The 26,373-nt window shown below is 35.6% G+C and carries 18 protein-coding genes and 3 tRNA genes; 11 read left to right on the forward strand and 10 right to left on the reverse strand.

Annotation, left to right across the window (positions count from 1 at the left end; translation table 11 throughout):
- The first annotated feature begins 115 nt into the window (after positions 1-115).
- From fdnG to V4762_RS06450, 3 genes are read left to right on the forward strand one after another with little or no spacing between them, the layout of a single operon-like run.
- A complete protein-coding gene (fdnG, locus tag V4762_RS06440) occupies positions 116-3,112 on the forward strand; it encodes a formate dehydrogenase-N subunit alpha (protein WP_347314963.1) in 2,997 nt (998 codons plus the stop codon).
- Between the two features lies 1 nt (position 3,113).
- Positions 3,114-3,893 carry a 4Fe-4S dicluster domain-containing protein gene (locus V4762_RS06445; protein WP_347314964.1) on the forward strand — a complete coding sequence of 260 codons (780 nt, stop codon included), beginning with the start codon at positions 3,114-3,116 and terminating at the stop codon, positions 3,891-3,893.
- Positions 3,893-4,543, forward strand: a complete 651-nt coding sequence (locus V4762_RS06450; protein WP_347314965.1) for a formate dehydrogenase subunit gamma — start codon at positions 3,893-3,895, stop codon at positions 4,541-4,543. Before V4762_RS06445 ends, V4762_RS06450 begins: the two co-directional genes overlap by 1 nt.
- 66 nt (positions 4,544-4,609) lie before the next feature.
- On the opposite strand, the gene V4762_RS06455 is transcribed toward V4762_RS06450, so the two are convergent.
- The 6 genes from V4762_RS06455 to V4762_RS06480 are packed head-to-tail and all read right to left on the reverse strand — an operon-like array spanning position 4,610 to position 11,289.
- Positions 4,610-5,830, reverse strand: coding sequence for an ABC transporter permease (locus V4762_RS06455; protein WP_347314966.1), 1,221 nt, complete (start codon positions 5,828-5,830; stop codon positions 4,610-4,612).
- Positions 5,827-7,035, reverse strand: coding sequence for an ABC transporter permease (locus V4762_RS06460; RefSeq protein WP_347314967.1), 1,209 nt, complete (start codon positions 7,033-7,035; stop codon positions 5,827-5,829). Before V4762_RS06460 ends, V4762_RS06455 begins: the two co-directional genes overlap by 4 nt.
- Positions 7,032-7,772 (reverse strand): ABC transporter ATP-binding protein, encoded by a 741-nt coding sequence (locus V4762_RS06465; protein WP_347314968.1) that lies wholly within the window; start codon positions 7,770-7,772, stop codon positions 7,032-7,034. The genes V4762_RS06460 and V4762_RS06465 overlap by 4 nt, the downstream gene beginning before the upstream one ends.
- Entirely contained in the window at positions 7,769-8,875 is a 1,107-nt protein-coding gene (locus V4762_RS06470) for an efflux RND transporter periplasmic adaptor subunit (RefSeq protein ID WP_347314969.1), read from the reverse strand. The genes V4762_RS06465 and V4762_RS06470 overlap by 4 nt, the downstream gene beginning before the upstream one ends.
- A gap of 35 nt (positions 8,876-8,910) precedes the next feature.
- On the reverse strand, positions 8,911-10,263 hold the full coding sequence (locus V4762_RS06475) for a TolC family protein (RefSeq protein WP_347314970.1): 1,353 nt from the start codon (positions 10,261-10,263) through the stop codon (positions 8,911-8,913).
- Positions 10,264-11,289, reverse strand: coding sequence for a ketopantoate reductase family protein (locus V4762_RS06480; RefSeq protein WP_347314971.1), 1,026 nt, complete (start codon positions 11,287-11,289; stop codon positions 10,264-10,266). It abuts the gene before it with no gap.
- A gap of 179 nt (positions 11,290-11,468) precedes the next feature.
- Here V4762_RS06480 and V4762_RS06485 point away from each other — a divergent pair, with 179 nt between their 5' ends.
- The gene (locus tag V4762_RS06485) at positions 11,469-12,113 is read left to right on the forward strand and encodes an MBL fold metallo-hydrolase (protein ID WP_347314972.1); all 645 of its coding nucleotides are present in this window, start codon (positions 11,469-11,471) and stop codon (positions 12,111-12,113) included.
- 1 nt (position 12,114) lies between these two features.
- On the opposite strand, the gene V4762_RS06490 is transcribed toward V4762_RS06485, so the two are convergent.
- Complete coding sequence (locus V4762_RS06490) at positions 12,115-13,380, reverse strand: replication-associated recombination protein A (RefSeq protein WP_347314973.1); 1,266 nt, start codon at positions 13,378-13,380, stop codon at positions 12,115-12,117.
- Positions 13,381-13,450: 70 nt separating this feature from the next.
- Between V4762_RS06490 and V4762_RS06495 the strand changes: the two genes are divergently transcribed.
- From V4762_RS06495 to V4762_RS06515, 5 genes are all read left to right on the forward strand, one after another.
- Entirely contained in the window at positions 13,451-14,341 is an 891-nt protein-coding gene (locus tag V4762_RS06495) for an MBL fold metallo-hydrolase (protein ID WP_347314974.1), read from the forward strand.
- A 108-nt stretch (positions 14,342-14,449) separates the two neighbouring features.
- Positions 14,450-14,525: transfer RNA gene (locus tag V4762_RS06500), tRNA-Val, on the forward strand.
- A 130-nt stretch (positions 14,526-14,655) separates the two neighbouring features.
- Complete coding sequence (gene thrS, locus V4762_RS06505) at positions 14,656-16,476, forward strand: threonine--tRNA ligase (protein ID WP_347314975.1); 1,821 nt, start codon at positions 14,656-14,658, stop codon at positions 16,474-16,476.
- 38 nt (positions 16,477-16,514) lie between these two features.
- Positions 16,515-19,994: an EAL domain-containing protein gene (locus V4762_RS06510; RefSeq protein ID WP_347314976.1), complete on the forward strand. Its 3,480-nt coding sequence runs from the start codon at positions 16,515-16,517 to the stop codon at positions 19,992-19,994.
- A gap of 50 nt (positions 19,995-20,044) precedes the next feature.
- Positions 20,045-23,545, forward strand: coding sequence for an EAL domain-containing protein (locus V4762_RS06515; protein ID WP_347314977.1), 3,501 nt, complete (start codon positions 20,045-20,047; stop codon positions 23,543-23,545).
- Between the two features lie 2 nt (positions 23,546-23,547).
- Here the strand turns inward: V4762_RS06515 and V4762_RS06520 are convergent.
- From V4762_RS06520 to V4762_RS06530, 3 genes are all read right to left on the reverse strand, one after another.
- Positions 23,548-23,634 (reverse strand) — tRNA-Leu (locus V4762_RS06520).
- Positions 23,635-23,674: 40 nt separating this feature from the next.
- Complete coding sequence (locus tag V4762_RS06525; RefSeq protein ID WP_347314978.1) at positions 23,675-23,962, reverse strand: CC/Se motif family (seleno)protein; 288 nt, start codon at positions 23,960-23,962, stop codon at positions 23,675-23,677.
- 25 nt (positions 23,963-23,987) lie between these two features.
- A tRNA-Leu gene (locus V4762_RS06530) sits at positions 23,988-24,074 on the reverse strand.
- A 403-nt stretch (positions 24,075-24,477) separates the two neighbouring features.
- On the opposite strand from V4762_RS06530, the gene V4762_RS06535 reads away from it, so the two are divergent.
- Positions 24,478-25,044, forward strand: a complete 567-nt coding sequence (locus V4762_RS06535; RefSeq protein WP_347314979.1) for a TetR/AcrR family transcriptional regulator — start codon at positions 24,478-24,480, stop codon at positions 25,042-25,044.
- On the forward strand, positions 25,041-26,372 hold the full coding sequence (locus V4762_RS06540) for a TolC family protein (protein WP_347314980.1): 1,332 nt from the start codon (positions 25,041-25,043) through the stop codon (positions 26,370-26,372). The genes V4762_RS06535 and V4762_RS06540 overlap by 4 nt, the downstream gene beginning before the upstream one ends.
- Position 26,373: the final 1 nt, after the last annotated feature.

A 26,373-nucleotide genomic window follows, 5' to 3' on the forward strand; every position in this document is an offset into this window, starting at 1 on the left:
AATTTTTTTATATATTTAATTTGAGTATTATTATTTAACCAGTTTAATGTGATATTATTAACTTGATAGTGTTTTGAAATTATAAAATATATTCACTATCAAGGGAGTGAAATGAATGGGGAAATTTAATCGAAGAGATTTTCTAAAGCTTTCCTTTGCTAGTGCTGCGATGATGGTATTCGATGGCAATGTAGCTGTGCCGAAGGTTGCCTATGCAAGCACACCCTTTAAACTGAAGGATACCAAGGTTACAAATTCTGTATGTATTTATTGCGGAGTTGGCTGTGGTCTTTTAGTCTATTCAAAGGGCAGCAAGGTGGTAAATGTCGAAGGAGATCCTGACAATCCAAATAGTGAAGGCGGGCTTTGTGCAAAGGGCTCTACCTGTTTTAGCGTTTACGATAGCCCATTGAGGTTGAAAAAACCAATGTATAGGGCTCCTGGTTCTGACAAGTGGGAAGAGAAAAGCTGGGATTGGACTATTTCTGAGCTTGTCAAAAGAATCAAAAAAACTCGAGATAGTTCGTTTGTAAAGACGTCAAACGGAGTAGCAGTAAATAGAACTGAGGGACTTGCGATGCTTGGCGGTGCGGCACATGGTACCGATGAGTGTTATCTGTTTGCAAAAGTTGCCAGGGCGCTTGGCATAGTTTATCTGGAGCATCAGGCAAGAATATGTCACTCTTCTACTGTTACTGCCTTGGGGCCAAGCTTTGGCAGAGGGGCAATGACAAATTCTCTGATAGATGTGAAAAATTCTGATGTAATAATGATATGCGGCGGAAATCCTGCAGAGAACCATCCAGGCAGCGCGCGCTATATCAATATGTGCAAAGAACGCGGCGGCAAGGTTATTTCTGTGGATCCGCGATTCACGAGAACATCTGCGATCTCAAACATCTATGCTCAGATAAGGCCTGGTACTGATATTGCATTTTTCGGTGGTTTGATAAACTATATTCTTCAAAACAATAAATATCAGGATATTTATGTAAAACACTATACCAATGCGTCTTATCTCTTGAAACCTGAATTTGATTTTCAGGATGGATATTTTTCAGGATGGGATATAACTGGTAAATCATATAATTATGCAAGCTGGGCATATCAAACTGGTCCTGATAAGAAGCCATTGAGAGACATGACCCTTCAAGATCCAAGCTGTGTGTTTCAGAAAATGAAGCTTCATTATTCAAGATATACCCCTGATGTTGTTGAAAAAATCACAGGGATTAATAAGGAAACCTTCCAAGAGATAGCACAATTGTATAGCTCAACTGGTGCGCCAGATAAGTCTGGCACATTGATGTATGCGATGGGCCTAACCCAGCACACTATTGGCACGCAAAACATCAGAGCTTTTTGTGTTATTCAGCTTTTGCTGGGCAACTTAGGTATGGCTGGTGGTGGAGTAAATGCAATGAGAGGGGAGACCAATGTTCAGGGTTCTACTGATATGGCTCTTCTTTATAACTCTTGGCCTGGCTATCTTGCTGCCCCGAACGAAAAGCTTCATCCAAATTTCAAGGAATATCTGAAAAAGATTACGTTGCCTGATTGCTATTGGTCTAATGCGCCAAAGTTTGCAGTTAGCATGCTTAAGGCATGGTTTGGAGACGCAGCTACGAAAGAAAATGATTTTGGCTATGATTGGCTTCCAAAGTGGTCCAAGCCAGCTTCATGGATGTATATCTGGGATAATTTGTACAAAAATGAAGGAATTAAGGGAATGATGATCTGGGGTCAGAACCCATTGGTATCAAGTCCCTTGGGTGACAAAACTGGCAAGGCATTAGAAAACCTTGATTGGCTTATGTCTGCTGATATCTTTGAAACCGAAACGGCTAACTTCTGGAGAAGACCAGGCGCTGATCCAAAAAGCATAAAAACTGAAGTTTTTATGCTCCCTATATCTTCATTTGTAGAGAAAAATGGTTCGGCTACCAACACTTCCAGATGGCTTCAGATGAGATACAAGGCAATAGAGCCGCTTTATGAGTCTAAAGAAGACATGGTTGTATTGGATGGTCTTGTGCGTGGTTTAAAGAAGCAATTTAAAGACGATCCTTCTACCCCTTCTCCTGAAGCTATGCTTAACTTAACTTGGGGTTATGGCGGAGATAAATATGATATTAATTCTGTGTTAAAAGAAATTAACGGTTTTGAGGTTGCAACGAGAAAACAATTAGTTAGTTTTGCAGCCCTTAAGGATGATGGCTCTACGGCATGCGGCTGTTGGATATATTCAGGAGTATACCCGCCGGCAGGAAATTTGGCTGCAAGGAGAAAGCCTGAAAAAGAAGGAATAGGCCTTAATTCTGAATGGTCATGGTCATGGCCCGTAAACAGAAGAATTCTATATAACAGAGCCAGTTGCGATTTGGAGGGCAATCCCTGGAATCCAAAGTTGTCTGTCATTAGTTGGGATAGCGCTCAAAAGAAGTGGACTGGCCGAGATATACCTGATTTTCTGCCAACAAAGGCGCCAAGCGCACCTGGTGGGGATGCTCCTTTCATAATGATACCAGAGGGCGGAGGAAGGCTTTTCGTCCCTGCTGGTATAGTGAAAGACGGTCCATTCCCTGAGCATTATGAGCCAATAGAAGCTCCTGTGAAAAATCTTATAAGCTCTGTCCAAAATAATCCTGTGGCTATAGTTTTCAAATCAAACATTGATAAATATGCCCCCTTAAACGATCCAAAATACCCATATATATGCACTACATATAGATTGACAGAACACTATCAAAGTGGAACTATAACCAGAAAGATTCCGATCTTAGTCGAAGAGATGCCGCAGGTCTTTGCAGAAATAGACCCTGAACTTGCAAAAAATCTTGGGATTAAAAATGGTGACAAAGTAGAGCTCGAATCTATCAGAGGCAAGGTAAAGGCACAAGCTTGTGTTACATCCAGGCTGCAGCCTATTATGATTGATGGCAAAAAGTTTCATATAGTTGGGATACCTTGGCATTGGGGCTTTGTAGGAATAGATCCTGATAGCGGCAAAAAAGAATCTTTTTCTGCTAACCTGATGACTGAAAATGTAGGGGATCCGACTTCTGAGATTCAAGAGTCCAAAGCGTTGATGATTAACTTGAGGAGGGCCTAAGATGGATAGAGTGGCCTATATGTTCGATTCTTCTAAATGCATGGGTTGTAGAGGGTGCCAATCTGTTTGTAAGCAGTGGAACGATCAAAAAACTGACCCTACTACTTTTAATGGATTTTACACAAATCCTCCAACTTTGAATCCGCATACGCGTATGATTATAAATTTCTACGATGATTTTACTGAGAAACAGAACTTTAATTTTCTTAAATATCAGTGTTTTCACTGTGGAGATCCTGCTTGCGTAAAGGCGTGTCCAAGCGGTGCCCTGTTCCAAGCAGAAAATGGCATAGTAGCATTCGATGTAAACAAGTGTATAGCATGTGGATATTGTCATAGCGCGTGTCCATTTGGGATTCCGCAAATCGGTCAAGTGATAAATAAATGTGATATGTGTTATTCAAGGGTTATGGAGGGCAGCAAATCTGATGAAACTGCCACACCTGCCTGCGTAAAAGCATGTCTGGGAGGGGCGCTGTATTTTGGCAAGAGAGACGATCTAGTGAAGCAAGGAAAAGAAAAGGTTGAAATTTTGAAAAAAGAGGGCTTTACAGAAGCGAACCTCTATGGTGAAAATATACTTGGGGGCTTGGGAGTACTGTCTATACTAAAATATGAACCTGAAAAATATGGCCTGCCAAAAGATCCTGTTTTTCCAGTAAATACTCTTATCTGGAAGAATATAATGCATCCACTTGGGCTGGTGATGTTGGGTGGTGCTGCTGGTCTGGTATTTCTTCACAGAATACTGCAGACTGGCAATAAAGGAGGCGATCAGTAATGGCAAAAAAGATGATTGAAAAACACAAAAAGGCTACTCGTATCTTTCACTGGATTCACCTTATAACTTTTATAGTAATGCTTTGGACGGGATTATCTTTGTTTTATCCTGCAATGAACGTTATGGGATTGACTTTTGGGAGCCTAAGAAATGCTGCTTTTTTGCATAAATATCTTGGATTTTTCTATTTGTTGCTTCCGCTCTCTTATGCAGCATTTAATTTCAATCTATTTTCTAAATTTATAAAACTTATCAGCACCTTTACGCCAGAAGACAAGAAATGGATGAAGGTCTTTGGAGGATATCTTGCTCCACTGATAAAGGCAAAAGAGGTTCCTCCACAGGGCAAGATCAATGCTGGGCAGAAGCTTTTGGGATGGATAATTATCGTATTTTCTTTGTGCCTTGGCTTAACTGGCTCTATGATGTTCTTCTATGCATCTTTTCCTGGATATTTGATTCAACTGGTGATAATTGTTCATGTATTTTGCGGCACATTTTTGGGTTCAGCAATCATTGTCCACTTTTATCTTGGGGCAGTCAATCCTAGTTCAAGAAAAGAGCTTGGAACAATGCTTGGCAATGGAATGATCGATGAAGAGTACGTAATGAAGCACAATGAGTTGTGGTATGAGGAGTTAAAGAAGTAAATATACTTTTGCACTAAGTTTACAAACTTCTGAGATATGTTTATTTAAAATATCTCAGAAGTTTTTTTATGAATAGATAGCTCTTATAGGATCAACTTCTGCTGCCTTTTTGGCTGGTATTGTGCCAAATATTACGCCCATTAAGAATGCTACAAATATAAGTGGGATTAGAATATTGAAAGGCACTACAAAAGGCATTTTTGTAAATATGGTTATTATAAAGGTTATTAGTAAACCAATTAATATGCCAAAAATTGTTCCTGAGCCAGAAAGAATGGCTGCTTCTATAAAAAATTGTGTTAATATATCTTTTTTTGTAGCGCCAAAGGACTTTCTGACTCCTATTTCTTTTGTTCTTTCTTTCACAGCTACTAAAAGAACGGCTGCTATCCCTAAACCTCCGATAAAAACGGCTATCATTGCGAGCGCTACTGTAAGATTGTCAAGAGTTTGAGTAGATTTTGTTTGGGCGGCTATTATGTCGCTTTGATCTTGAACGGTAAAGTCATTTTCTTGACTACTAGTAAGATTGTGATTTTGTCTTAAAATTCTGATGGCTTCATCTTTGTATGAGCTCATCAGATACTCTTGAGGCGCAGAAATATAAATATTATTTATATAAGTGACATTTAGCAGCCTATCAAGTGCGGTATCAAGAGGAATAATTATTTGATTGTCCTCGTCTTGGCCTCCAATATCTATACCTACTGGATCTTGAATGCCTATGACCCTAAACGGTGTGGTGTTTATAATAATGGTGGCACCAAGAAGCTGCTCGGGGACGGCATTTAGATTCTGTATGACGGTTCTCCCAATTATTGCCACTCTTTCGCGAAGCCTATCCTCTCTGGAAGTAAATTCTCTTCCCATGCTGACTGTATAACCTCTTACGCTAAACAGGCTTGGGGTTGCGCCTATGATAGTGGTTTGAGCGCTGTAATCAGAGAACTTTACCGTAAATGATTTTTGTTGAGTGGCAGCTACTTTCGCATTTGGAAGGTCTTTTCTCAGCATTGTGTAGTCGAATGGCTTTAGAGTGGTGACATTGCCAACCTGGTGTGCTCTGTTTCCCATTACTTTAAGCTGTCCTGCTGTAACTACGATCATATTGCTGCCCATACTTTTTATCTGGTCGATTGTTTTTTCTTTGACTCCCGAGCTGATGCTTGCTATTACGACTGTTGCGCTGATGCCTATGAGGAAGCCAAGAATAGCAAGGATTGATTTTCTCTTTCTCCTGGATATACTTCTCATAGCCTGTGAAAAATTAATAAAGAAGTTGTTCATCTTTGTAGCACTACCGCTGGATCGTATGAGCTAGCCTTCAGTGCTGGTTGAATCCCAGCAATTAAAGCAATTATAGTAGAGACGCTAAAAGCCACAAGAAATAGTATGGGGCTAATTGAGACATTTATTCCAGTAAAATGTCCCATTATTAAGCCAAGAACAGCCCCTAAGGTTGCTCCAAAAATTGAACCGATGATGCTGATTACAAATATTTCGAGAAATACCTGTATTACAATAAGAGACTTTGTGGCTCCGAAAGCCCTTCTAAGAGCTATTTCTTTTTCTCTTTCAGATATTGATGCCTGCATTATATTAGAAACTACAACAGAACCAATTATTATAGAGACTATAGTTGAAACAACGAGAAATATATTTAAAGTAGAGTTAATCCTGTTCAAGAATTCCATTACCTGATCGGGTGTTATGATAGTAAAGTCATCTGGTAGTCCCTGGGCAGTGAGTTTGTGGTTATATCTTAAGATTGTACTAATTTCTCCTGCAACGTTAGTTATATTTGTACCCGGTGCAAATTTTATTCTCATCATAGTAATGTATGTCTGGTTCAACATTCTTTTTAACATTGTGTTGAGAGGTATGACGATCCTATTGTCTCTGTCCATTCCGTTTGGAGTAGTACCAAGTGTGCTTAGCACTCCAATAACTGTAAATGGTGTAGTGCCAATTCTGATCAGCTTGCCAAGAGGGTTTTGACCTTGAAATAGCTGCTTTGCAACCGTACTACCGATTATGGCTACCCTTGACATAGAGGTATTTTCTCTTTCGGTAAAAAATCTTCCTTCAGATACGTCCCAATTCCAAGCTGATGTAAATGAAGATGTAGCGCCTGAAACGGTTGTATCTATGTTTTGTGCTTCATACTTTGCGTTCATATTACTGTTTGCTTCAGAGTCTATTGCTGCAATGCCGCTTATCTGATCGCTAATTGAGCGAACATCATCTAACGTCATGGTAGTAGATCTTTGGAAAGGCTGACCTGGCTGTCTTCTGCCGCCTGCAAAGACTATAACAGATGTAGGACCAAATTGTTGGAGGGTTTCATTTACAAGCTGTCTTGCTCCAAGGCTTATCGAGGTTACCAGTGTAATCACAAGAATACAAAGAGATATTCCTGCTATCATAATAAAAACCTTCAAGCCTTGTTTTAAGTTTATTTTTATTGCTGAAGAAAGAATCTTGATGATCATGTATTGATCACATACATTTTTTGTAATTCCTCTTGAGCTGATTTTGGATTTTTTACTACGTCTTCTTTTAAGACTTTTCCAAAACTGAGAGTAATGACTCTATTTGTAAAGAGGGCTATTTCGGGAGAGTGAGTGACCATCAGTATTGTAATGCCATCTTCGTTTAGCTTTTGAAAAACTGACAAGATCTCCATACCTGATTGCGGGTCAAGGTTTCCGGTTGGCTCGTCTGCTAAGATTAATTTTGGGTTGTTTATTAGAGATCTTGCAATGGCTACCCTTTGTTGCTGGCCGCCTGATAGCTCAGATGGATAAAAATTAAGCCTTTCTCCCAATCCAACGGTTTCAAGATATTTTTTAGCCCTGTCCTTGATATCTGATGGAGGATTTTGTGCATAGACAGAAGGGAGTAAGACATTTTCAATTGCTGTAAGATCGGGCAAAAGATGAAATTGTTGGAATATAAAACCGATATATTGGTTTCTCAGATGGGCAAGCTCATTGTCAGATAGCTTTGATGCCTCTTTGTTATCGAGAAAATATCTGCCACCCGTAGGCCTATCCAAGAGTCCGATTATATTCATCAAGGTGGTTTTGCCGCTGCCTGAAGGAGCCATAATTGCGGCAAATTCTCCTTTTTCTATTATAAAGCTTATGCCCTTTAAAACGATTGTTTCAAGAGTGCCTGATTTGTAAACCTTTTGGATGTCATCTAATTCTATGATTTTTTCGCTCATTTTGAATTCTTCAATATACTTTCTGGAATATCTCCTACTATTACTTTGTCGCCTTCTTTTAACCCGCTAGTTATCTCAGTATAGTCTAAATCGGATAAGCCAGTCTTGACTGCTCTTTTTTCGAATGATCCAGGACTGGTTTGTACAAATACAACTGTCTGATTACCAAAAGTCTTCAGGGCAAGGTTTGGAACTGCAATCACACCTGTTTTTTCTTGAGCCTTGATATTTACATTTGCTGTCATTCCAGGCATCAAAAGATGTTGTGGATTAGAATCAATGGTTATGACCGTTGTGTAATATACTACGTTACTTACAACTGTGGAAGTTGGATATATCGCTGCAACTGTTCCTGTGAAAGTTTTGTCTGGATAAGCAAGAACAGTAAATGATGCTGGCATTCCTACCTTTACTTTGCCTATGTCTGTCTCATCGACAGAGGCATCTACCTCAAGCTTGTCAAGGTCATCAATCGTTACGAAATTGGGGGCGTTCATTCCAGATACTACTGTTTCACCCTGGTGGGTAGTAACAGCTGATACCATTCCGCCTATTGGAGCGGTAATAGTACAATATTCAAGGTTTACCTGCGCGGTGTTTAGGGCTGCAGATGCTGCATCGACAGTACCCTTTTGAGCAAGATAGTCTGCTTTTGAGCTATCGTATTTATCTTTAGAAATGAGTCCTTCTTCGAAGAGCTTGGCATATCTTTCGTATGTAACCTTTGCATAGTTATAATTGCTCAATGCTGCCTGGTAATTTGCCTGAGCTTGATTTAGTACTGCAATTTGAGGCCTTGGGTCTATTTCAGCTAAGACTTCTCCTGACTTAACTATAGTACCCACTTGTACATTTAATTTTGTGACCTGACCTGTTACTCTTGCGCCCACGTTAATTTGCGCCCCGACTTGGGGATTAATTGTTCCAGTAGAGTTTACCAATTCTGTAATAGTTCTCTTTGTTACGTCTGCTGTTTTAATCGCCTGCTGTGACTTTTTTAGATTGTTCATATAGGCGTTATATCCATAAAATGAACCTGCAATAATTATTATTAAGACGATAATTAAGGCTATTACCTTTTTTTGTTTAAAGATCTTTAACATTTCTCCTCCTTATAAATATTAACTTTATGGTCCATTTAATAATTTTCTATGTTGAGAAATTTTACGCCTATATCTCTTTCGAGAGCAGCAAGACTAAGATAGTAATTATATTCATTTATTATCCTTTGATTTTTTGCCGAAATATAGTTATTTCTGGCTGTTGTTAGATCGATTATTGAATTCAAGCCCTCTCTATATTGGGCTTCATTTACCTTTAGGTTCTCTTCAGCGCTTTTTACTGCAACATCAGAAAGTTCAAATGTAGAATAAGCGTTGTTTAAATTCAATATGTCAGTCCATACAGCGAGCTTCACTGAGTCCTCTAAGTTATCCTTTGTTTTTATTAGAGAGTTCAATATATCCTGTTCCTGTCTGATCTTTGAAACGTTTTGTCCGCCGTTGTAAAAGGTCACTGTTGCGGTTACGCCGTAGAACCATGAATAGTTTTCTGGTGGAAATTTGCTGTCGCTTCTCGAATAATCGCCAACTAAATTAATCTTTGGGTAAAGTGAACTTTTAAGATTTTTTAATGTATATCTTGCTGCGTCAATGCCTTCAACGGCGGCTGCGATATCGGGTCTGTTTTTTATTGCCATAGAGAAAATTTCATCTGAAGAGTCTGTTTTTATTAATTTTGGTGCGCTGCTATATGCTGTTTGAGCAATATTAAAATCTTTTCTGGGGTCATAGCCTAAAACATTTGCTAAATTAGCGAGACTGACATTAATTTGATTTTGTGCATTTAAAAGAGAAATCTTTGCGTTTTGCGCTTCAACATCTGCTGATAAAACGTCTGATCTGGCGACTAAGCCAACGTCAAATTCTGATTGAGTGTATTTTAATACCAGGTTTGCAAGATCTAAGCCTTCTTTGGCTGTATTGTATAGCTGGTCTGCTGACAGGACGCCTAAATAGTTTTGTTTTACCTGATATTCTATCTGGCGAAGAGTGTCGGTGTATTGTTTTTCACTTTGTTTGTAAGAGTGATAAGCGCTCTGTATATATGAGTTCGTGGCCCCAAAGTCGTAGAGGAGCTGACTTGCATCCAGTGAATATGAGAAATTGTCCTTTGAGCCGAATGACGCATTATTTGTTGACATAGCTCGGTTTCTCTCATAGTTTAGTGATCCTGTGACATCAGGTAATCTATAGCCCAAAGCTTGAATGTACGTTTCTTTTGCAGATTGCATCTGATAATATTGCGCTTGAAGAGTTTTGTTGTTTTCCTTAGCAATTTTTAGTGCATCGTCAAGAGTGAGGGCACTCGAATCATCAGCAGACGCGATAAGTGGCTGAAGTTCTAAGGTACAAGTTGTTAGCACAAAAAGTAGTAAAATACTAAAGCAAATTATTAGTGGGTAATTTAAAACTTTAATTTTTTGAGTCATCTATATCAGCCTGTATTTATACAAAAAATTTCTTTCCCTGTTCAGGTAGAGCTCTTCTAATCCTTTTACTACGCTGTAAGAGGTGCTAATAACAGGTATAGAAAGTTGATTTTTTACACCTCTGTGATAGAGATCTCCAAGGGTATATTCTAATTCTGTCTTTTTTTGTCTAATTATGTCAACCGACATTGATACTCTTAAATCTTTTAAGTTCTTTGCTTCGAGTTGCTTTGCTTTGCCGTTTAGAATTGAAATTGCTTCATCTTCGCTCAGGGTGGTAGACAAGTTTATTACTTCAAGACCCTTCATGTCAAAAAGTTTTATGCCTTCACTTTCTGCTATAGCCTTGCCTTCCTTCAAGGCATTGAGAAACACCTTGCAAAGGTTTGGTGAATTCCATATCAAGTGATAGGGCAGCAGTGTCAAACAGCCTATGGCTGCTCCTGCACTATAAAACACCATCTTATTCCACACAAGACCAATCGGATCGATTTCTATATTTGTTGGAAAGCTTGCGTCTATAAATATTTGAGATAACTCTTCTAAAAATTTTACGGCTGAGTTTGTCTGTTCATATAAAGAAAGCCATATAGCGCCAGGTGAAGTATAGTTCACAATCCCCTTATCGCTAAAAGTAGCACCAATTGTGCAAGCAGATGATATTGCTTTTTCTTTTCCTATGAAATTTAATAATTCATCTTCCTTTTCTACGCCATTTTGGAAAGAGAGCGCATAAGAGATGTTTGATTTTATTCCCTCAAGCGCGTCATAATAATCTTTTGTAGCAAATGATTTTACGACAGTAATCAACAGGTCAAATTTTTCATTTTCAATAAATTTTGGGTTACTAAATGCCTTAACATTTTTGTAATGCTTTGTGCCCTGCGGTGTTGTAACCTTTATGCCGTTGTTGTTTATAAAATCAACATTTTTACTGAATCCAAAAAGCACAACGTCGTGTTTCTCAGATAAAAAAGCTGAAAACATCATTCCTAAAGCTCCAGTTCCAGCAATCAAAATTTTCACTCTATCACCTCTTAAGTAAAGAGTACGGATTAATTAATACATAAGTAACAAACTTATTCTATCATTTTAATTTAATTTTGATCTAAAATAATATTATGTGCAGTTCTTAATTTGTTTATAATCAAATACAACTATAAATAATGAGAAAAATCTACACATTCTATTTTTTGGAGGTTAAAATGAAGATTGAATACTTTGGTCATTCGTGTTTTGTAGGCGAGACAAAAGCTGGCACAAGGTTTATGTTCGACCCGTTTAATGAGAAAGTAGGATATCCTTTACCATCTGTATCGGTTGATGTAGTTTTTACCTCTCACGACCACTTTGATCATAATGCGGTTAATGTGGTTAAGGGAAGCCCAAAGGTATTTAAGGATGCTGGCAAATTTGAATTTAATGATCTCTCTATAGAAGGATATCCCTTTAATCATGACAACAACGGCGGAAAGGATAGGGGGAAGGTTGTCGCTTTTAAGATAACTGCTGATGGTATTAGTATTGCTCATATGGGAGACCTTGGAGAAATTCCGTCTAAAGAATCCCTGAAGCCATACGAAAACGTCGATCTAATTTTAATTCCTGTTGGTGGGTTTTATACGATTGGGCCAGATGAGGTAATGAAGATTGTAGATATGATCAAGCCAAAACAGATCGTTCCAATGCATTATAAAATGTCTGATAACGAATTTCCAATAAAGACTCTAAATGAATTTTTAGCAGCATGGAAGTATAGTGTAAATAAGATTAATTCTAGCAAATATGAGATTCTACATGGAAATAAAGAAAAAGAATTAGTGGTGATGAAGGCGGTTTTTGAAAAATAAACTATTTCTCATTATCGCCCCATAGTTTTAATAATCTTTCTTTGATCTTTTTCTCGAAGCCGACGTCAGAGGGATGATAAAACTTTCTATTTTCAGATAGATACCTTTGCTTCACAAAGTGTTCTGGGAAGTCGTGTGGGTAAAGGTATCTATTTTTCAGATCTTCGGTGTGAATATTTTTCAGATGTTCGGGTATTTTTAAAATTTGTTCGTCTTTAATTGATTTTTTTGCGTTGTTTAGTGCCATATAAGCGGTATTACTTTTTGGTGCACAAGCAAGATATACTGTGGCATGTGCAAGGTTTATCTCAGCTTCAGGAAGACCTACGAAGTTTACTGCATCGAGAATGGATGTCGCAATAGTGATTGCATAAGGATCAGCTAAACCTATATCTTCTGAAGCAAGTATTATCAATCTTCTTGCTATAAACCTTGGATCTTCACCTGAGTCGAGCATCAGGGCAAGGTAATAGATAGCAGCGTCAGGATCGCTACCCCTTATAGATTTTATAAAAGCAGAAATTGTGTCGTAGTGTTGATCTGAGGACCTGTCAAGCAACAGTTTTTTTTCAATTATTCCATCTAAGTCGTCAATTGATAGCTTTAATTTATCCGTATCTGATGAGTCTACGATTAATTCGACTATATTTAATAAATATCTTGCATCCTTTTGGGAAAGGTTTATTATCAAATCCTTTGTTTGTAAGTCAAATGTAATTTCTTTATTTTTAAATTTTTTGTAATATTCTATTGCTCTATCGAATAGCTTGCCAAGGTCGTCTTTGCTGAGAGGATGCAATGTGAGTAGCAAGGATCTCGAAAGTAGAGGTTTGATGATGTAGAAAAACGGATTTTCTACAGTAGCTCCTACAAATTTTATCGTGCTGTCTTCTAAGACAGGGAGCAAGGCATCTTGTTGAGCTTTGTTCCAACGATGCACTTCGTCGACGAAAAGCAAAGTTTCCATTCCTCTTTTTTTATCCTCTATCGCTCTGTCGATAACTTTTCTAAGCTCTGGTACTCCACTTAACACAGCATTTAATATTTCGAAATTGGCTTTCGAATAGGAAGCTATTATTTTCGCAAGAGTTGTTTTGCCAATTCCAGGAGGCCCGTATAGTATAATGCTTTTTAATTTTGCGTTAACTATGCCTTTATAAATGGTGCCATCTCTTTTTAAAAGATGACTCTGCCCAAGAAATTCATCAAGATCTTTGGGCCTAAGCGATTGAGCTAAAGAAGTATCGTTTTCAAATAAATTTTCCATATTTTTATTTTATCAAAATACAGTTATAATTTGCTTAATATATTTATTTTCTTTTATCTTGGAGGTAACTATGCAGTTAATTTATATAAACGAATATTGTGGATATATAAAATCTAGTGTAAATATTGGCTTTATCTTAAATGAAAAAAAAGAAGCTATTTTAATTGATGCTGGGATTGACGATGAGAATGCGAAAAAGGCATACAAACTGCTGAAGGCGGAGGAAATTGTTCCAAAAAAAATTATTATTACGCATGCCCATGCAGATCATTTTGGCGGTGCATGGTGGTTTGTAAAACATCTTGATACTGAAATATTCTCAAGTCTTCCAGCTAAATCCATATTGGAATATCCTTTGTGGGAGCCTATATATCTTTTTTCTGGAGCATATCCACCAAAGGTTCTTCATCAAAAATTTTTTCTTGGGAAAAAGGTAAGCGTAGACGGTGTTATAAGTCCAGGAAATCTAAATTTTGAAAATATAAATTTTGAAATTGTTGATCTGCCGGGTCACTCCTTTGGTCAAATTGGAGTTTTATTTGAAAACTATCTATTTTGTGCTGACTCTTTTATCTCGTGCGAGTTTTTGACCAAACACAAGATACCTCTAAATTCAGATATAAGGGGAACGCTTAGCACCCTTGGCTATTTGAAAAATTCTAATTATAAAGGGATAATACCCTCACACGGCGAACTCTTTGAAAACTATCTTGACGTCTTGGTTGAAAATGAAAGAATTATCAATCAGATTTTAGAATTTATTTTAGAAATATGCTTTAAGAAAATATCTGAAATAGAGCTTTTAAATTTGGTTTACGATAAATTCGCTATCTCAATAAAAGATATGGCTACCAATGTCCTAATGAGGCTTTCTACTTTAGCTTATATAAGCTATCTACTGGATGAAAACCTCTTAGCAGTAGAATTTATAGACAACCAGCAATTTTTTGTCAGGTCTTAGCAGCAAAAAGTGTAAAATTTTCTGTTTTAAGATCTGGTTTAAAGAAAATTAAAGATTTTAGCGGCTTGACTCTTTTTGTTTTATGATATAATATTTCAATATTCAAATGGGCGGTTAGTTCAGTGGTTGGAACGCTTGCTTGACATGCAAGAGGTCGTAGGTTCGATTCCTACACCGCCCACCATTTAAGCCTTCCTAAATTCAAATTCAAACCTTCGTATAAGTTATTTTTAATTCTCCAATTAGTAAATTTTTTGTAATTTTGTGCTATATTAAAACCATCTATAATATATATATACAATTTGGAGGTTTTAATGTCTAAAATTATTTGCTATCTGGACAACGATAAACTTGTAGATTTTAGGGATTTCAAAGATGGCGAAAAGTTTATACCTGTTACAAATGAAGATAAAAAGTCTTTGGACGTTCTTAGACATTCAGCAGCCCATCTATTAGCCCAAGCGGTAAAAGAGCTCTATCCTGAATCAAAATTAGCAATTGGTCCATCTATAGAAAATGGTTTTTATTATGATATATATCGAGAAGAGCCTTTCAATCCAGAAGACCTTGAGATAATAGAGAAGAAGATGAAGGAGATATCAAAAAGAGATTTAGAGATTAAGAGATCTTGTGTTACAAAAGATGATGCAGCTAAGCTTTTTTCTGATTTAAATGAAGATTATAAATTGGAATTAATTAAAGATATACCAGATACAGAAGTGTGTATATATAAACAGGGAGACTTTATAGATCTTTGCAGAGGGCCACATCTCTCTTCTACTGGTCAGATAAAACATTTTAAATTGTTGAATTTGGCTGGGGCCTATTGGAGGGGCGATGAAAAAAGAGAAATGCTTCAAAGAATATATGGCACTGCATTTTGGACCGAAGAAGATCTAAAAGAACATCTTAAATGGTTGGAAGAAGTGTCGAAGAGAGACCACAGAAAGCTTGGCAGAGAATTAGATTTATACAGCATGAATGAAGATATAGGAGCAGGTCTGATTTTGTGGCATCCAAATGGCGGAATTATTCGAACCCTTATCGAGGATTATTTAAGAAAAGAGCACACAAAAAGAGGCTATGAAATAGTTTATAGTCCCCATATGATGAACTTAAGAATATGGAAGATATCAGGGCATTATGATTTTTATAAAGAAAATATGTATATATTTGAAAATGATGGCCAGGAATATGCAGTTAAGCCAATGAATTGTCCAGGTCATATGATGATTTATAATTCTAAAACAAGAAGCTATAGAGATCTGCCCATAAGATTTTTTGAACTTGGAACTGTATACAGATTTGAGAGATCTGGAGCCTTGCATGGACTTTTGAGAGTTAGGGGATTTACCCAAGACGATGCCCATATTTTCTGTACAGACGAACAACTTCAAGATGAGATCATAGGGGTTCTTGATTTTGCAAAGGATATGATGGATCTATTTGGATTTAAATATGTGGTTTCGGTAGGGACCAGACCCGATGGTTCAATAGGCACAGATGAGCAGTGGAAGCTTGCTACAGATTCTCTGACTAATGCTCTGAAACATAAAAATATTGAATTCGAGATAATTGAAGGAGATGGGGCATTTTATGGTCCCAAGATTCAGGTAGAGCTTATAGATGCGCTTGGAAGGAAATGGACTGGTCCTACTATCCAGGTAGACTTTGCTCTGCCAGAGAGATTCAACCTCGAATATGCTGATAAGGATGGCACGAAGAAAAGGCCTGTGATGATTCACAGAACGGTAGTAGGCAGTATGGAGAGATTCCTTGGAGCGCTGATAGAGAATTATGCTGGGGTATTTCCAGCATGGCTATCTCCAGTACAGGTAATGGTTATACCCATTAAGGAAGAAGCAGATCTCTTAGAATATTCTTCTCAGATTGAGAAAAGACTATTTGACGAAGGCTATAGGGTGAAGGTTGACAAAAGAAATGAAACCTTGAAATATAGGATAAGGGAAGCAGAGATGAACAGGATTCCATATATATTGGTAGTGGGCAAGAAAGAATATGAAGGAAAATTGGTGTCGCTCAGAACAAGGGGCATGAACGATGAAGGTCAGATGAACATTGAAGACTTTTTGAAAAGGCTATCTCTTGAAGCAAGAATTCCTTCCGGCAAATAGCACAAGAGTGTTTTCAGAGCGAGTAATGACAATCAATAGTGGATAAGAAGCTTAAAGCTTTATCAATTATCAATAGCTTATATAATATTGTCTTTACTTCTAAATTTGTTAATTTTGATAGAAATTTATCCGTATATAATTTTTGTTTTTTAAATAATTCTAAAAATCGAACAGTGTGTGGTTTTACTGATAAGGAGTTAGCTGAAAACAGTCTCTTTTTTGAAAACATTTATCCAGAAGATAGGTCAGGGTTTATTGAAAAGATTTTTGATTTAGGGTTGGGGGATAGCTTGCAATATGAGTTTCGATTCAAATCAAAAGAAGGTAGCTATACCTGGCTTAGATCTAATATGACCGCATTTAGTAAAGATGAGAGATTTATTGAAGTCGGTGGCGTGATAGAATCAATATCTAAAGAGAAAAATCTTGAGGCGATTTTATATACGATAAAAGAAATTAATCAACTTGCTGTGAAAATAGATAGAGAAGAAGAGCTTTTACAGAGCCTGTGTGACTTGCTTGTCGATAAGCTCGGATATGTTGGAGCCTTTCTTGGAAATATAGATTCTGAAAAATTATTTAGATTAAAATATTTTGCAAAAAATACTCCTGATTCACTTGTGGACAACTTTAAACAAGTTACTATTTCAGTGGATGAAAGTATTCCTGAAGGTAGAGGGACAGTAGGCAACGCCTATAGAAAAGGCAAGATTTTTTTAATCTCTGATACGTTAAGCTATGAGAAGATGAGCCCATGGATAACTTATCACAAGAAATATGGCATTCGTTCTACTTGTTCTATACCATTGAGCAAAGATGGAAGGGTAGAATTTGTACTAGTAATATACTCTAATACGCCAGATCTTTTTAATGATGAATACATGGACATACTTAATGAGATTGAGATGGACATTTCTTTTGCATTGAGAAAGATCGATAAAGAAAAAAATATAAAAATTCTTAGCGATGCAATGGAAGAATCTTCTGAATGGTTCTTGGTAGCGGATGAAGCTGGCACTATTTTACATGCAAATAAAGCAGTTGAAAAAATTTCTGGTTATAGTTTGGACGAAATTATTGGCAAAAAGATGCCTGTGTTTAATTTCGACGATCATTTAAGTAGGCATTATGAGAAGCTTTTCGAAAAGGTTTTATCAGGGGAGAAATGTCAATGTGAAGTTGTCAAACAGGCTAAAGATAAAAGTAAATTTTATTTAAATACTATAGTTATTCCGTTTTTTTTTGATAACAAGATTTATAGACTTGTAGAGCTCTCAAGGGATATAACCAAAGAAAGGCTTCAGCAGGAAAAGATATTGGAATTAACCAAGCTTTATATGACGCTTTCAAATATAAATCAACTGATTGTTCGAACCGACTCTGTTAGAGAGCTGTATACAATGATGAACGAGATATTAGTCAAAGATGCTGGCTTTTCAATAGCTTACTTTTCTCTTATTGACGGAGAAAATAAGCTAAAGGTTTATAATTTTTACTATTTAGAAAATGATGTAGAAAAGAAGTATAAAGAATTTCTAAAGTTCATTGAAGAGAGCTATAAATCTGAGGATATACCTATTTTAATTAAAAAAGGTTTTATTGGTGCGGTTGCAATAGAAACAAAGGAAATTTCTTATTATAACGATCTTCTTACATCTCTAAAGACTGATGAAATCAAAGAAAAATTTAAAGATTATGACTTATTGAGATCTGCTGCTGCAATACCTATTTTTAAAAATAATAAAATTTTGGGATCAATTTTTTGTGGTTCTACAAAAAAAGATTTCTTTACTCCTGATGTGTTAAGACTTTTAAATGAAATAGGCAGTGACATAAGTTTTGCTCTGGGAAAAATTGAGCTGGAAAGATTTAATGCTATGACCTCTCTTGCGCTAAATTCTGGCAGTGACTTTGTAATGGTTACTGATAAAAACTTTAAGATTGTTTACGTAAACGATAATGCTCAAAAGATATTTGGATATGCGAAAGATGAGTTGATAAATCATCATCACTCTATTATATCCTCAAGGTCTCAGGGTCTGGGTTTTGCAAGAAGGTTTTATAGGACTATTAGAAGTGGTCAAAAATTTTCAGATTTTTTTGTTTACATGACGAAATCTAGTGAAAAAATTTATTGTTACACTACAATCACTCCATATTTAATTCGGGGCGAAATAAGATATTATGTCGCAGTAGGCAAAGATATCACCCATTCAAAGTCTCTTGAGGACAGTTTAAAAAAGCTAAAGGATTTCGATCCTTTAACAGGGTTGTTAAACAGGAACAAATTTATTGAAAGTGCCAACGAATTCATTAAAGTTGCTAAATATGAAAAAAAACTTGCAAGCGTATGCATTATAAATCCAATGAGTTTTTCTGCTATAAATCAGGCTTACGGGTTTTATACTGGGGATTTGATTTTATGCGATATAGCTAAAAGAATTCAAGACAATCTAAGAGAGTACGATTTAATAGCGAAATTGGAATCTGATATGTTTATAATTTTACTAAAAGATATTGCATCTTTGGAAGATGTTATAAATATAATTTCAAAGTTAAATTCTGTTCTTGAGAAGCCATACGATACTCCAAAAGAAAAAAATGCCTTAGTGTCTTTCAACTATGGCGTTAGCTTTTTCCCAAATGACAGTGAAAATGCCCAAGATCTTGTTGAAAAAGCCAATATAGCGTTGGGTAGCATTAAAAATAGAAAAGATAAGAAGATAGGCTTTTATAAGAAGGATTTCGAACAAAATGCAAAGATTAAGCTGGATTTAAGATCAAAATTAGAAAAGGCAATCTCAAATAAAGAATTTGTTCTTTATTATCAGCCAATTTTTTCAATAAAAGACAGGAAAATCGTTGGAGCGGAGGCGCTTCTTAGATGGAAGGATAATGGCAATATAATTTTGCCAATGGATTTTATCCCAATATTAGAAGAGATGGACCGCATAGTAGATGTTGAAAAATTTGTAGTTGATAGCGTGTGCGGTAAATTAAAACAGTGGGAATCAAGAGGAAAATCAAGTGTGCCTATTTCAATCAATCTTTCTGAAAGAAGCTTTAAAGATGACAACTTCAGGAAATATATAATCTACTCTGTTAAAAAATATGCTATTCGCAGGGGATTTTTTTCCATCGAACTGGTTGAGAGGGTATTTGTCGATGATTTCGAGCACTGTTCTGTAGTTTTAAAAAAGTTTAATAGAGAAGGCATATCAATATCGCTGGATGACTTTGGAACAGGATTTTCATCTCTTAACTACCTTTACAAACTCAGATTTAAATTTTTAAAGGTTGACAAATCATTTATAAACAATATTGCGAACGATATAAGGGCAAAATCTATTATTGAAAGCATCATCTTTTTAAGTAAAAAGTTAGATTTGATAACTGTGGCTGAGGGCGTTGAAACGCTTGAACAGTTCGAGATGCTGGAAAGTTTAGGGTGTAATATTGTCCAGGGATATCTTTTGGCCAGGCCTATGTCAGAAGAGGACTTTGAAGATCTACTATAAAAAAATTTTTTATAGTAGAATAATAATAAATTAGTGGGTTTGGAGCTAACATGAAAAATTTTGATGAATTTACTGTTTTGCTAAAAAATCTTCCAATTATCATATTTCGAACAGAATTCTTTCTTAGAGATATGCAGATAGAATACAAAAAAATATCAATATTAAATCCTGATTATTTTTGTGAGCACTATGGTTATTCGATTGATGAATTGGACTCTATAGATTTTTGGCCAAGCAGAATTCATCCTGATGATAAAAGAAAAATTTTTGAGAAATTGTTAGACTTACAGATGGATAATGTTGCTAGCTATGATTGTAGGTTTTTAAATAAAGATGGAAGCTATATCTGGGTTAAGGTAACCGACAATATAATAAATAGAGATGGCCTCTTCTTTGAAAGTGTAGGTTTTGTACAAGACATTACAAAAGAGAAGGTAATGTTGGACAAAATTGAAGAGTCAAGCGATCTGTTTTCAATAATTTCTGAACAATTTTCTTTAGGAATATGTGTTTTTAATAAAGATAAGATATTGTATGTAAATAAATTTCTTAAAGATACTCTTGGACTTGTAGAAAAAGAATTTTTAGAGTCAGATATATCTAAGCTTCATAAAAATCTGAGTAATTTTGAAGAAGTTGAGTTAATATTTCAAGAGATCTTTAGCAGAAACGATATTATAAAGTGTGTTAATGATGTTAGGATAAGACGAAATGACGCAAAAACAAGATTTTTTAATATCTTGGTAAATCCCTTCAGATACAAAGGCGAAGATTCTTTTTTGTCTATATTTTTTGACATAACAAAACAAAAAAATTTTGAAATGCTATATTCTGCATTGAAAGATATAAATCAAATATTGGTAAGGTCTATCCAGGAAGACGAGGCTCTAAAAAATATTACAGATTTACTAGTTAGAAAAATTGGATTTAAAAATGCGATATTTGGCGATGTTGATGAACAAAAGAATTTTAGGCTTTTGCACAGCACAGGAGGAAGAGATTCTTTTATAGAAGACTATGAGTCATTAAATATTTCTGTTGGTTCTGAGGTAAAAGAAAATTATTGCACTATCCAAGCCGCATATTTCTCAGGGAAGATTTCTTTGATTTCAGATATACTGAAAACGCAAATGCCAGATGCGCTAAAAAATCTATTTATAAAATTTAGCATAAGGTCAGTCTGCTCTATCCCTATAAAGATCTATAACAAAATTAAATATATTCTTGTAATATTTTCCGATACCCCCGATATGTTTAGCAATGAATACATGAACATACTTGAAGAAGTAGAAGAAGACATCTCTTTTGCAATGGAGAAGATCGATAAGGAGAGAAATATTAAATTACAACAGGAAAAAATAGTAGAATTGACGAAGTTATACAAAACTATTTCTGAAATTAATAGTTTCGTTGTAAAAGTGAAAAGTTATACTGAGATCTTTGAAAATGCACCTAAGATTTTGGTTGAAAATGCAGGATTTGATTTTGTTTTTTTTGCAACTATTAACAAAGATCATCTGGAAATGAAGAGTTTTTATGCTACAAACGATAGATTTGTAGATTTTAAGGACTACATTGTTGATGTATATAAGGAAAAAGATATTAGAAACCTTAGTGACTTTTTTATAACTGCGCAATCTTTTTTGACTGGAGAAATTGTTGTAGATAATAATATATTAGATGCAAAAAGATATGCTCCAGTAAAAGAAAAATTTAAGGACTTTGCTTCACTTTCTGCTGCTGCAATACCAATATATAACAACGAAAATAAAGTTGGAGTGGTATATTATTGTGCTACAAATAAAAAGGGATATTTTAACGAAAGTATTTTAAACTTGTTAGGCGAGATAGCTAGTGATATTAGTTTTGCACTTAATAAGGTAGAAATGGAGAGATTTAGCTCTCTTACCATGTTAGCATTGAATTCTGGAAACGATTTTGTAATTGTTACCGACAAAAATTTTAATATCATATATGTAAGCGATAATACTGAGAGAATTTTTGGATTCAGTAAGAAAGAACTAATTGGCAAGCATCATTCAATTTTTTCCTCGAAATCTCAAAGCTTAAGTTTTTCTAGAAGATTTTATAGAACGATTAGAGGTGGTCAAAAATTTGCAGATGTTTTTATTTATAAGAAAAAATCTGGTGAAAAATTTTATTGTTATACGACCGTTAGCCCTTTTGTTATAGACAATGATATAAAGTACTTTGTGGCGGTTGGAAAAGATATCACTCAGGAAAAGGCGCTGAGTGAGTCGGTCGAAAGACTTGTGGATTTTGATTCTTTGACAAACCTGCCAAATAGAAAAAAATTCTTAGAAGAAGTTGATTCATATTTAAAAATCGCTAAATATAGCAAAAAGATATTTGCGGTTATAATAGTTAACCCTATTTCTTTTTCTGATGTAAATCATGCTTATGGTTTTTATAAAGGCGATATGGTGTTAAAAGAAATTGCCAAAAGACTTAAGGATCTTTTGTTTGATTTTGATATTATTGCGAGACTAGAGTCTGAGAAATTTGCTATCCTCGTGAAAGAGCTAAGCTCTTTAAATGATGTGGTAGGAGTAGTTGACAAGGTCTTCTTGGAACTTAATAAACTCTATAATATTGCTGATAATAATATTAAACTATTTTTTAATGTAGGAATAAGCTTTTACCCTGTAGATTCTAATAATGCAGAAAAGCTCCTGGAAAAAGCAAATATTGCTGTTAAGGAAGCAAAGGAAAAAGGAGAGAACTCAATAGGATTTTACAAAAAGGAGCTTGAGAGCTTTGCTGTTAAAAGCTTGAAACTCAAGGACGACTTGTCGCAAGCTGTCAAAAACAACGAGTTTGTTCTGTATTATCAGCCGTATTTTTCTACTTATAATAATTCGATGATTGGTGCTGAAGTCTTGCTAAGATGGAAAAGAAATGACAATATAATTTTGCCATCTGAATTTATAGCATTTTTAGAAAAAAGCGATTTAATAGTAGAGGTAGAAAGAGGCATAATAGACCATCTTGTAGAAAAATTTAATGAATGGCAAATTAATAAATATTCTATTGTTCCTATTTCAGTTAACCTCTCCACCAAGAGCTTTGAATCTACTGATTTTAAGGAACACCTATTTGACCTGTTAAAAAATAATAAATTGCCTCAAAATTATATAAATATTGAGATTATAGAGCGTTTGTTTATAAACGATTTTTCAAGCGTAAGAATTGAGTTGGAAGATATAAAAAGAAGAGGAATCAATATTTCATTGGATGATTTTGGCACTGGATTTTCATCGTTTAATTATTTATATCAGCTACCATTAGATATATTGAAGATAGACATGTCTTTTATTAGAAACATGTTAATAGATGATAAGGCTATGGCGATTGTAGAGAGTATTCTAAAACTTGCTAAAAGGCTAAAAATAAATAGCTTAGCTGAGGGCGTAGAAAATATTGAACAATTAAAGATATTGGAAGAGCTTGGTTGTGATTATATTCAAGGTTACCTTTTAGCAAGGCCAATGGCTGAAGAAGATTTTGAGGAGTTAATAAAAACCCAATAAAATGGTGCCGAGGGTGGGACTCGAACCCACACATCCGTAAAGATACTGGATTTTGAGTCCAGCGCGTCTGCCAATTTCACCACCTCGGCCTATATGTTAGAGAAAATATATAACAAAAAGTTCAAAAAGTCAAACGTATTTCCAACCATCAATTACAAGTTGATGCCTTCCAAGAGACTTTTTTAGCTTAATTGTTAAGTCTCGATTGTATTGAACGTCTTTTGGGAGATATATCTTTATCCCATTAACTTCTGAAATCTCAAATCTACCTAGATCCTTTGGGATGCCCAATTTTATTGAAGGTGGAAACTTTATATCCCCAACACAGGTGCCGATTGAAGGATAGTCGTCAAAATATACAACATTTCCATTTTTGCTAATATACAACTTTGCGTCATCAGCAATTGATAAAGTCATATGTACCCTCATTTTAAAAATTTAATGGTGCCGAAGGTGGGATTTGAACCCACACGAGGTTAAACCTCACTACGCCCTGAACGTAGCGCGTCTGCCGTTTCGCCACTTCGGCCTACTTCATAAGTTACAATATTTATTAGATACTGTCAAATATTCATATATTTTATTATATTAGACTTAGTTTAATATAGATTCAATTTGCTATTTTTTTAAAAGACGATTCGGATATACTAAGGCTATGAGATTTAGAGCAGTTGAAAGCTAAAAAAATTCACTAATGAATCTTGCAGTGCATTTGTATTTTTGTAATTAGATTTGGATACAATAGCAATAATAAATGTTTATTTTACCCGATATGTAGTGGAGTTTTTGTTTTTCAATTGTATATATTTATGTTAATATTATGTACAAGTAATATGATTGATATTTGACAACTAAATATTATCTGTATTTACAAAATTGTCTTTCTGGTTTAGAATTTATGAAATCTGACTGATTGGTCATAAATGGAGATTATGAATATAGAAGATAAAATTTTGAAAATTTCTTTTGAACACTTTTCACAAAAAGGGTATGCTCAAGTCAGAATAGGCGATATCTCTAAAGAGGCAGATATAGGTAAGGGTACAGTATATCTCTACTTTAACTCTAAAAGAGATCTATTCTATTCTACTGTGGAACATGCTTTTAGAAAGTTATCAGAGATTCTCTGGTTTAACAAAGATTTTAATAGCGTTTTGAGCTTGAGGGCTTTTGTATATGACTATTTTGATAATTGGGAGCTTGCTAGCAGGTTAGGCAGCTTGGTATTGGAAGGGCTCTCGCTGGGCGATAGAGCTTTTTATAGTGAGTTAAGAAGCGTTAGAGATAGATACATTATCGAAGATCTTGATAAGATTATTAAGAATCTCATGAAGGTAAACATAATTCGTGAGATTGATCCAAGAATGGTTTCGCTTTTTATTTGGGGAAATTTAGTATTTTTTACAACTTTAGTTTTGAAAGGGGAAGAGATTAAATTGGATAAAAAAGAAATATGGCAAATGATTTTCTCAGGTCTTACTTCGGGGTTGATTAAATGAAAATAAAATCTTATATTTGTTTTTTTGTTCTTTTTATTTTTCTGACTCTTCCTGGTGTTGCATACTCAAAAGAGACTACGCTGGAGTATAAGCCTACCAATCCCCCTGAGCAGTTGAACCTTACTTTGGACAAATCAATTGAGCTTGCAAAGGATTATAGTCCTGCAATAAAGATGGACAAGGAGAAGATTGGCAATGCAAGAATGCAAGCGCACGAAATATCTGGTTATCTCGTTCCTCATCTAAATTGGAAATCAACTTATACAGAGTTAAAAAGTGCTCCTGCTATTATGCTTCCGGGAATAGGTAAAGTCCCAACAGGCTATAAAACTACTTATGATCATAGGGCTGTTTTAACATATGAGTTTGATGTATGGAGAAAGATATGGGAGCAACGATCCGCTGCATGGTTAAACGTAAGAGAAGCAGAAGAGAATTATAGAAGCGCTGTTCAAAATTTAACCTATCAGGTTACAAGCGCTTATTTTCAGTGTTTACAGGCAGAAGACAATGTGGCTTCTCAGGAATCTGATTTAAAGCAAATTGAAGAACAGTTAAGGGTTACGCAGGCTATGTACAATGCTGGTACGGCTGCTAAGATTGACGTTTTGAGAGTTGAGGTATCATTGGCTCAAATTAAACAGAATTTGTTAGATGCTGAGAATCAAAGGGATTTATCTTATTCTTCCTTGAATAACCTTATCGGCTATCCAATGAATACTAAATTGGTTCTGGCAAAAGATCAAGACGTTCCAAATATAACTGGAAGTGTGGATGACTTGACTGCTAAGGCTGTTTCCTTCAGGCCAGATCTTAGATCTGTAAGATTTGCTGCTGAGGCTGCAAAGAAGCTTATATGGGTTGCAAAGACGCAGAGGCTGCCTGATTTTTCTGTCACCGCATACAAAGAATGGGTTGATAACACATTCTTTCCTGATAATCAAGACTGGGGTGCTGTAGTTCAAATGACTATTCCGATATATGATGGTGGAGTGATTAGGAGTCAGGTTCAACAGGCAATCATTGCCTACAGAACGCAAAAGGATTATGAAAGACAAGTCTTCGATCAGATTAAATTGGATGTAAAACAAGCAATTTTAAATCTTTCTTCTGCAAAACAGAGAATTGATACAATTGCACAATCTGTTTCTGAGGCTGAGGAAAGCTTGAGACTGGCTAGGGTTCGATATCAGGCAGGAGTAAATACCATCTCAGAGGTTTTAGACGCTGAGGCTCAGCTCTCTACTTCACAAACCCAATATGCCCAAGCAAAATTTGACTATCAGGTTGCAAAGGCATCACTTTATAAGGCTATAGGTTTAGATTAAT

The organism is Thermodesulfobium sp. 4217-1 (assembly GCF_039822205.1).
In the GTDB taxonomy this organism is placed as follows: domain Bacteria; phylum Thermodesulfobiota; class Thermodesulfobiia; order Thermodesulfobiales; family Thermodesulfobiaceae; genus Thermodesulfobium.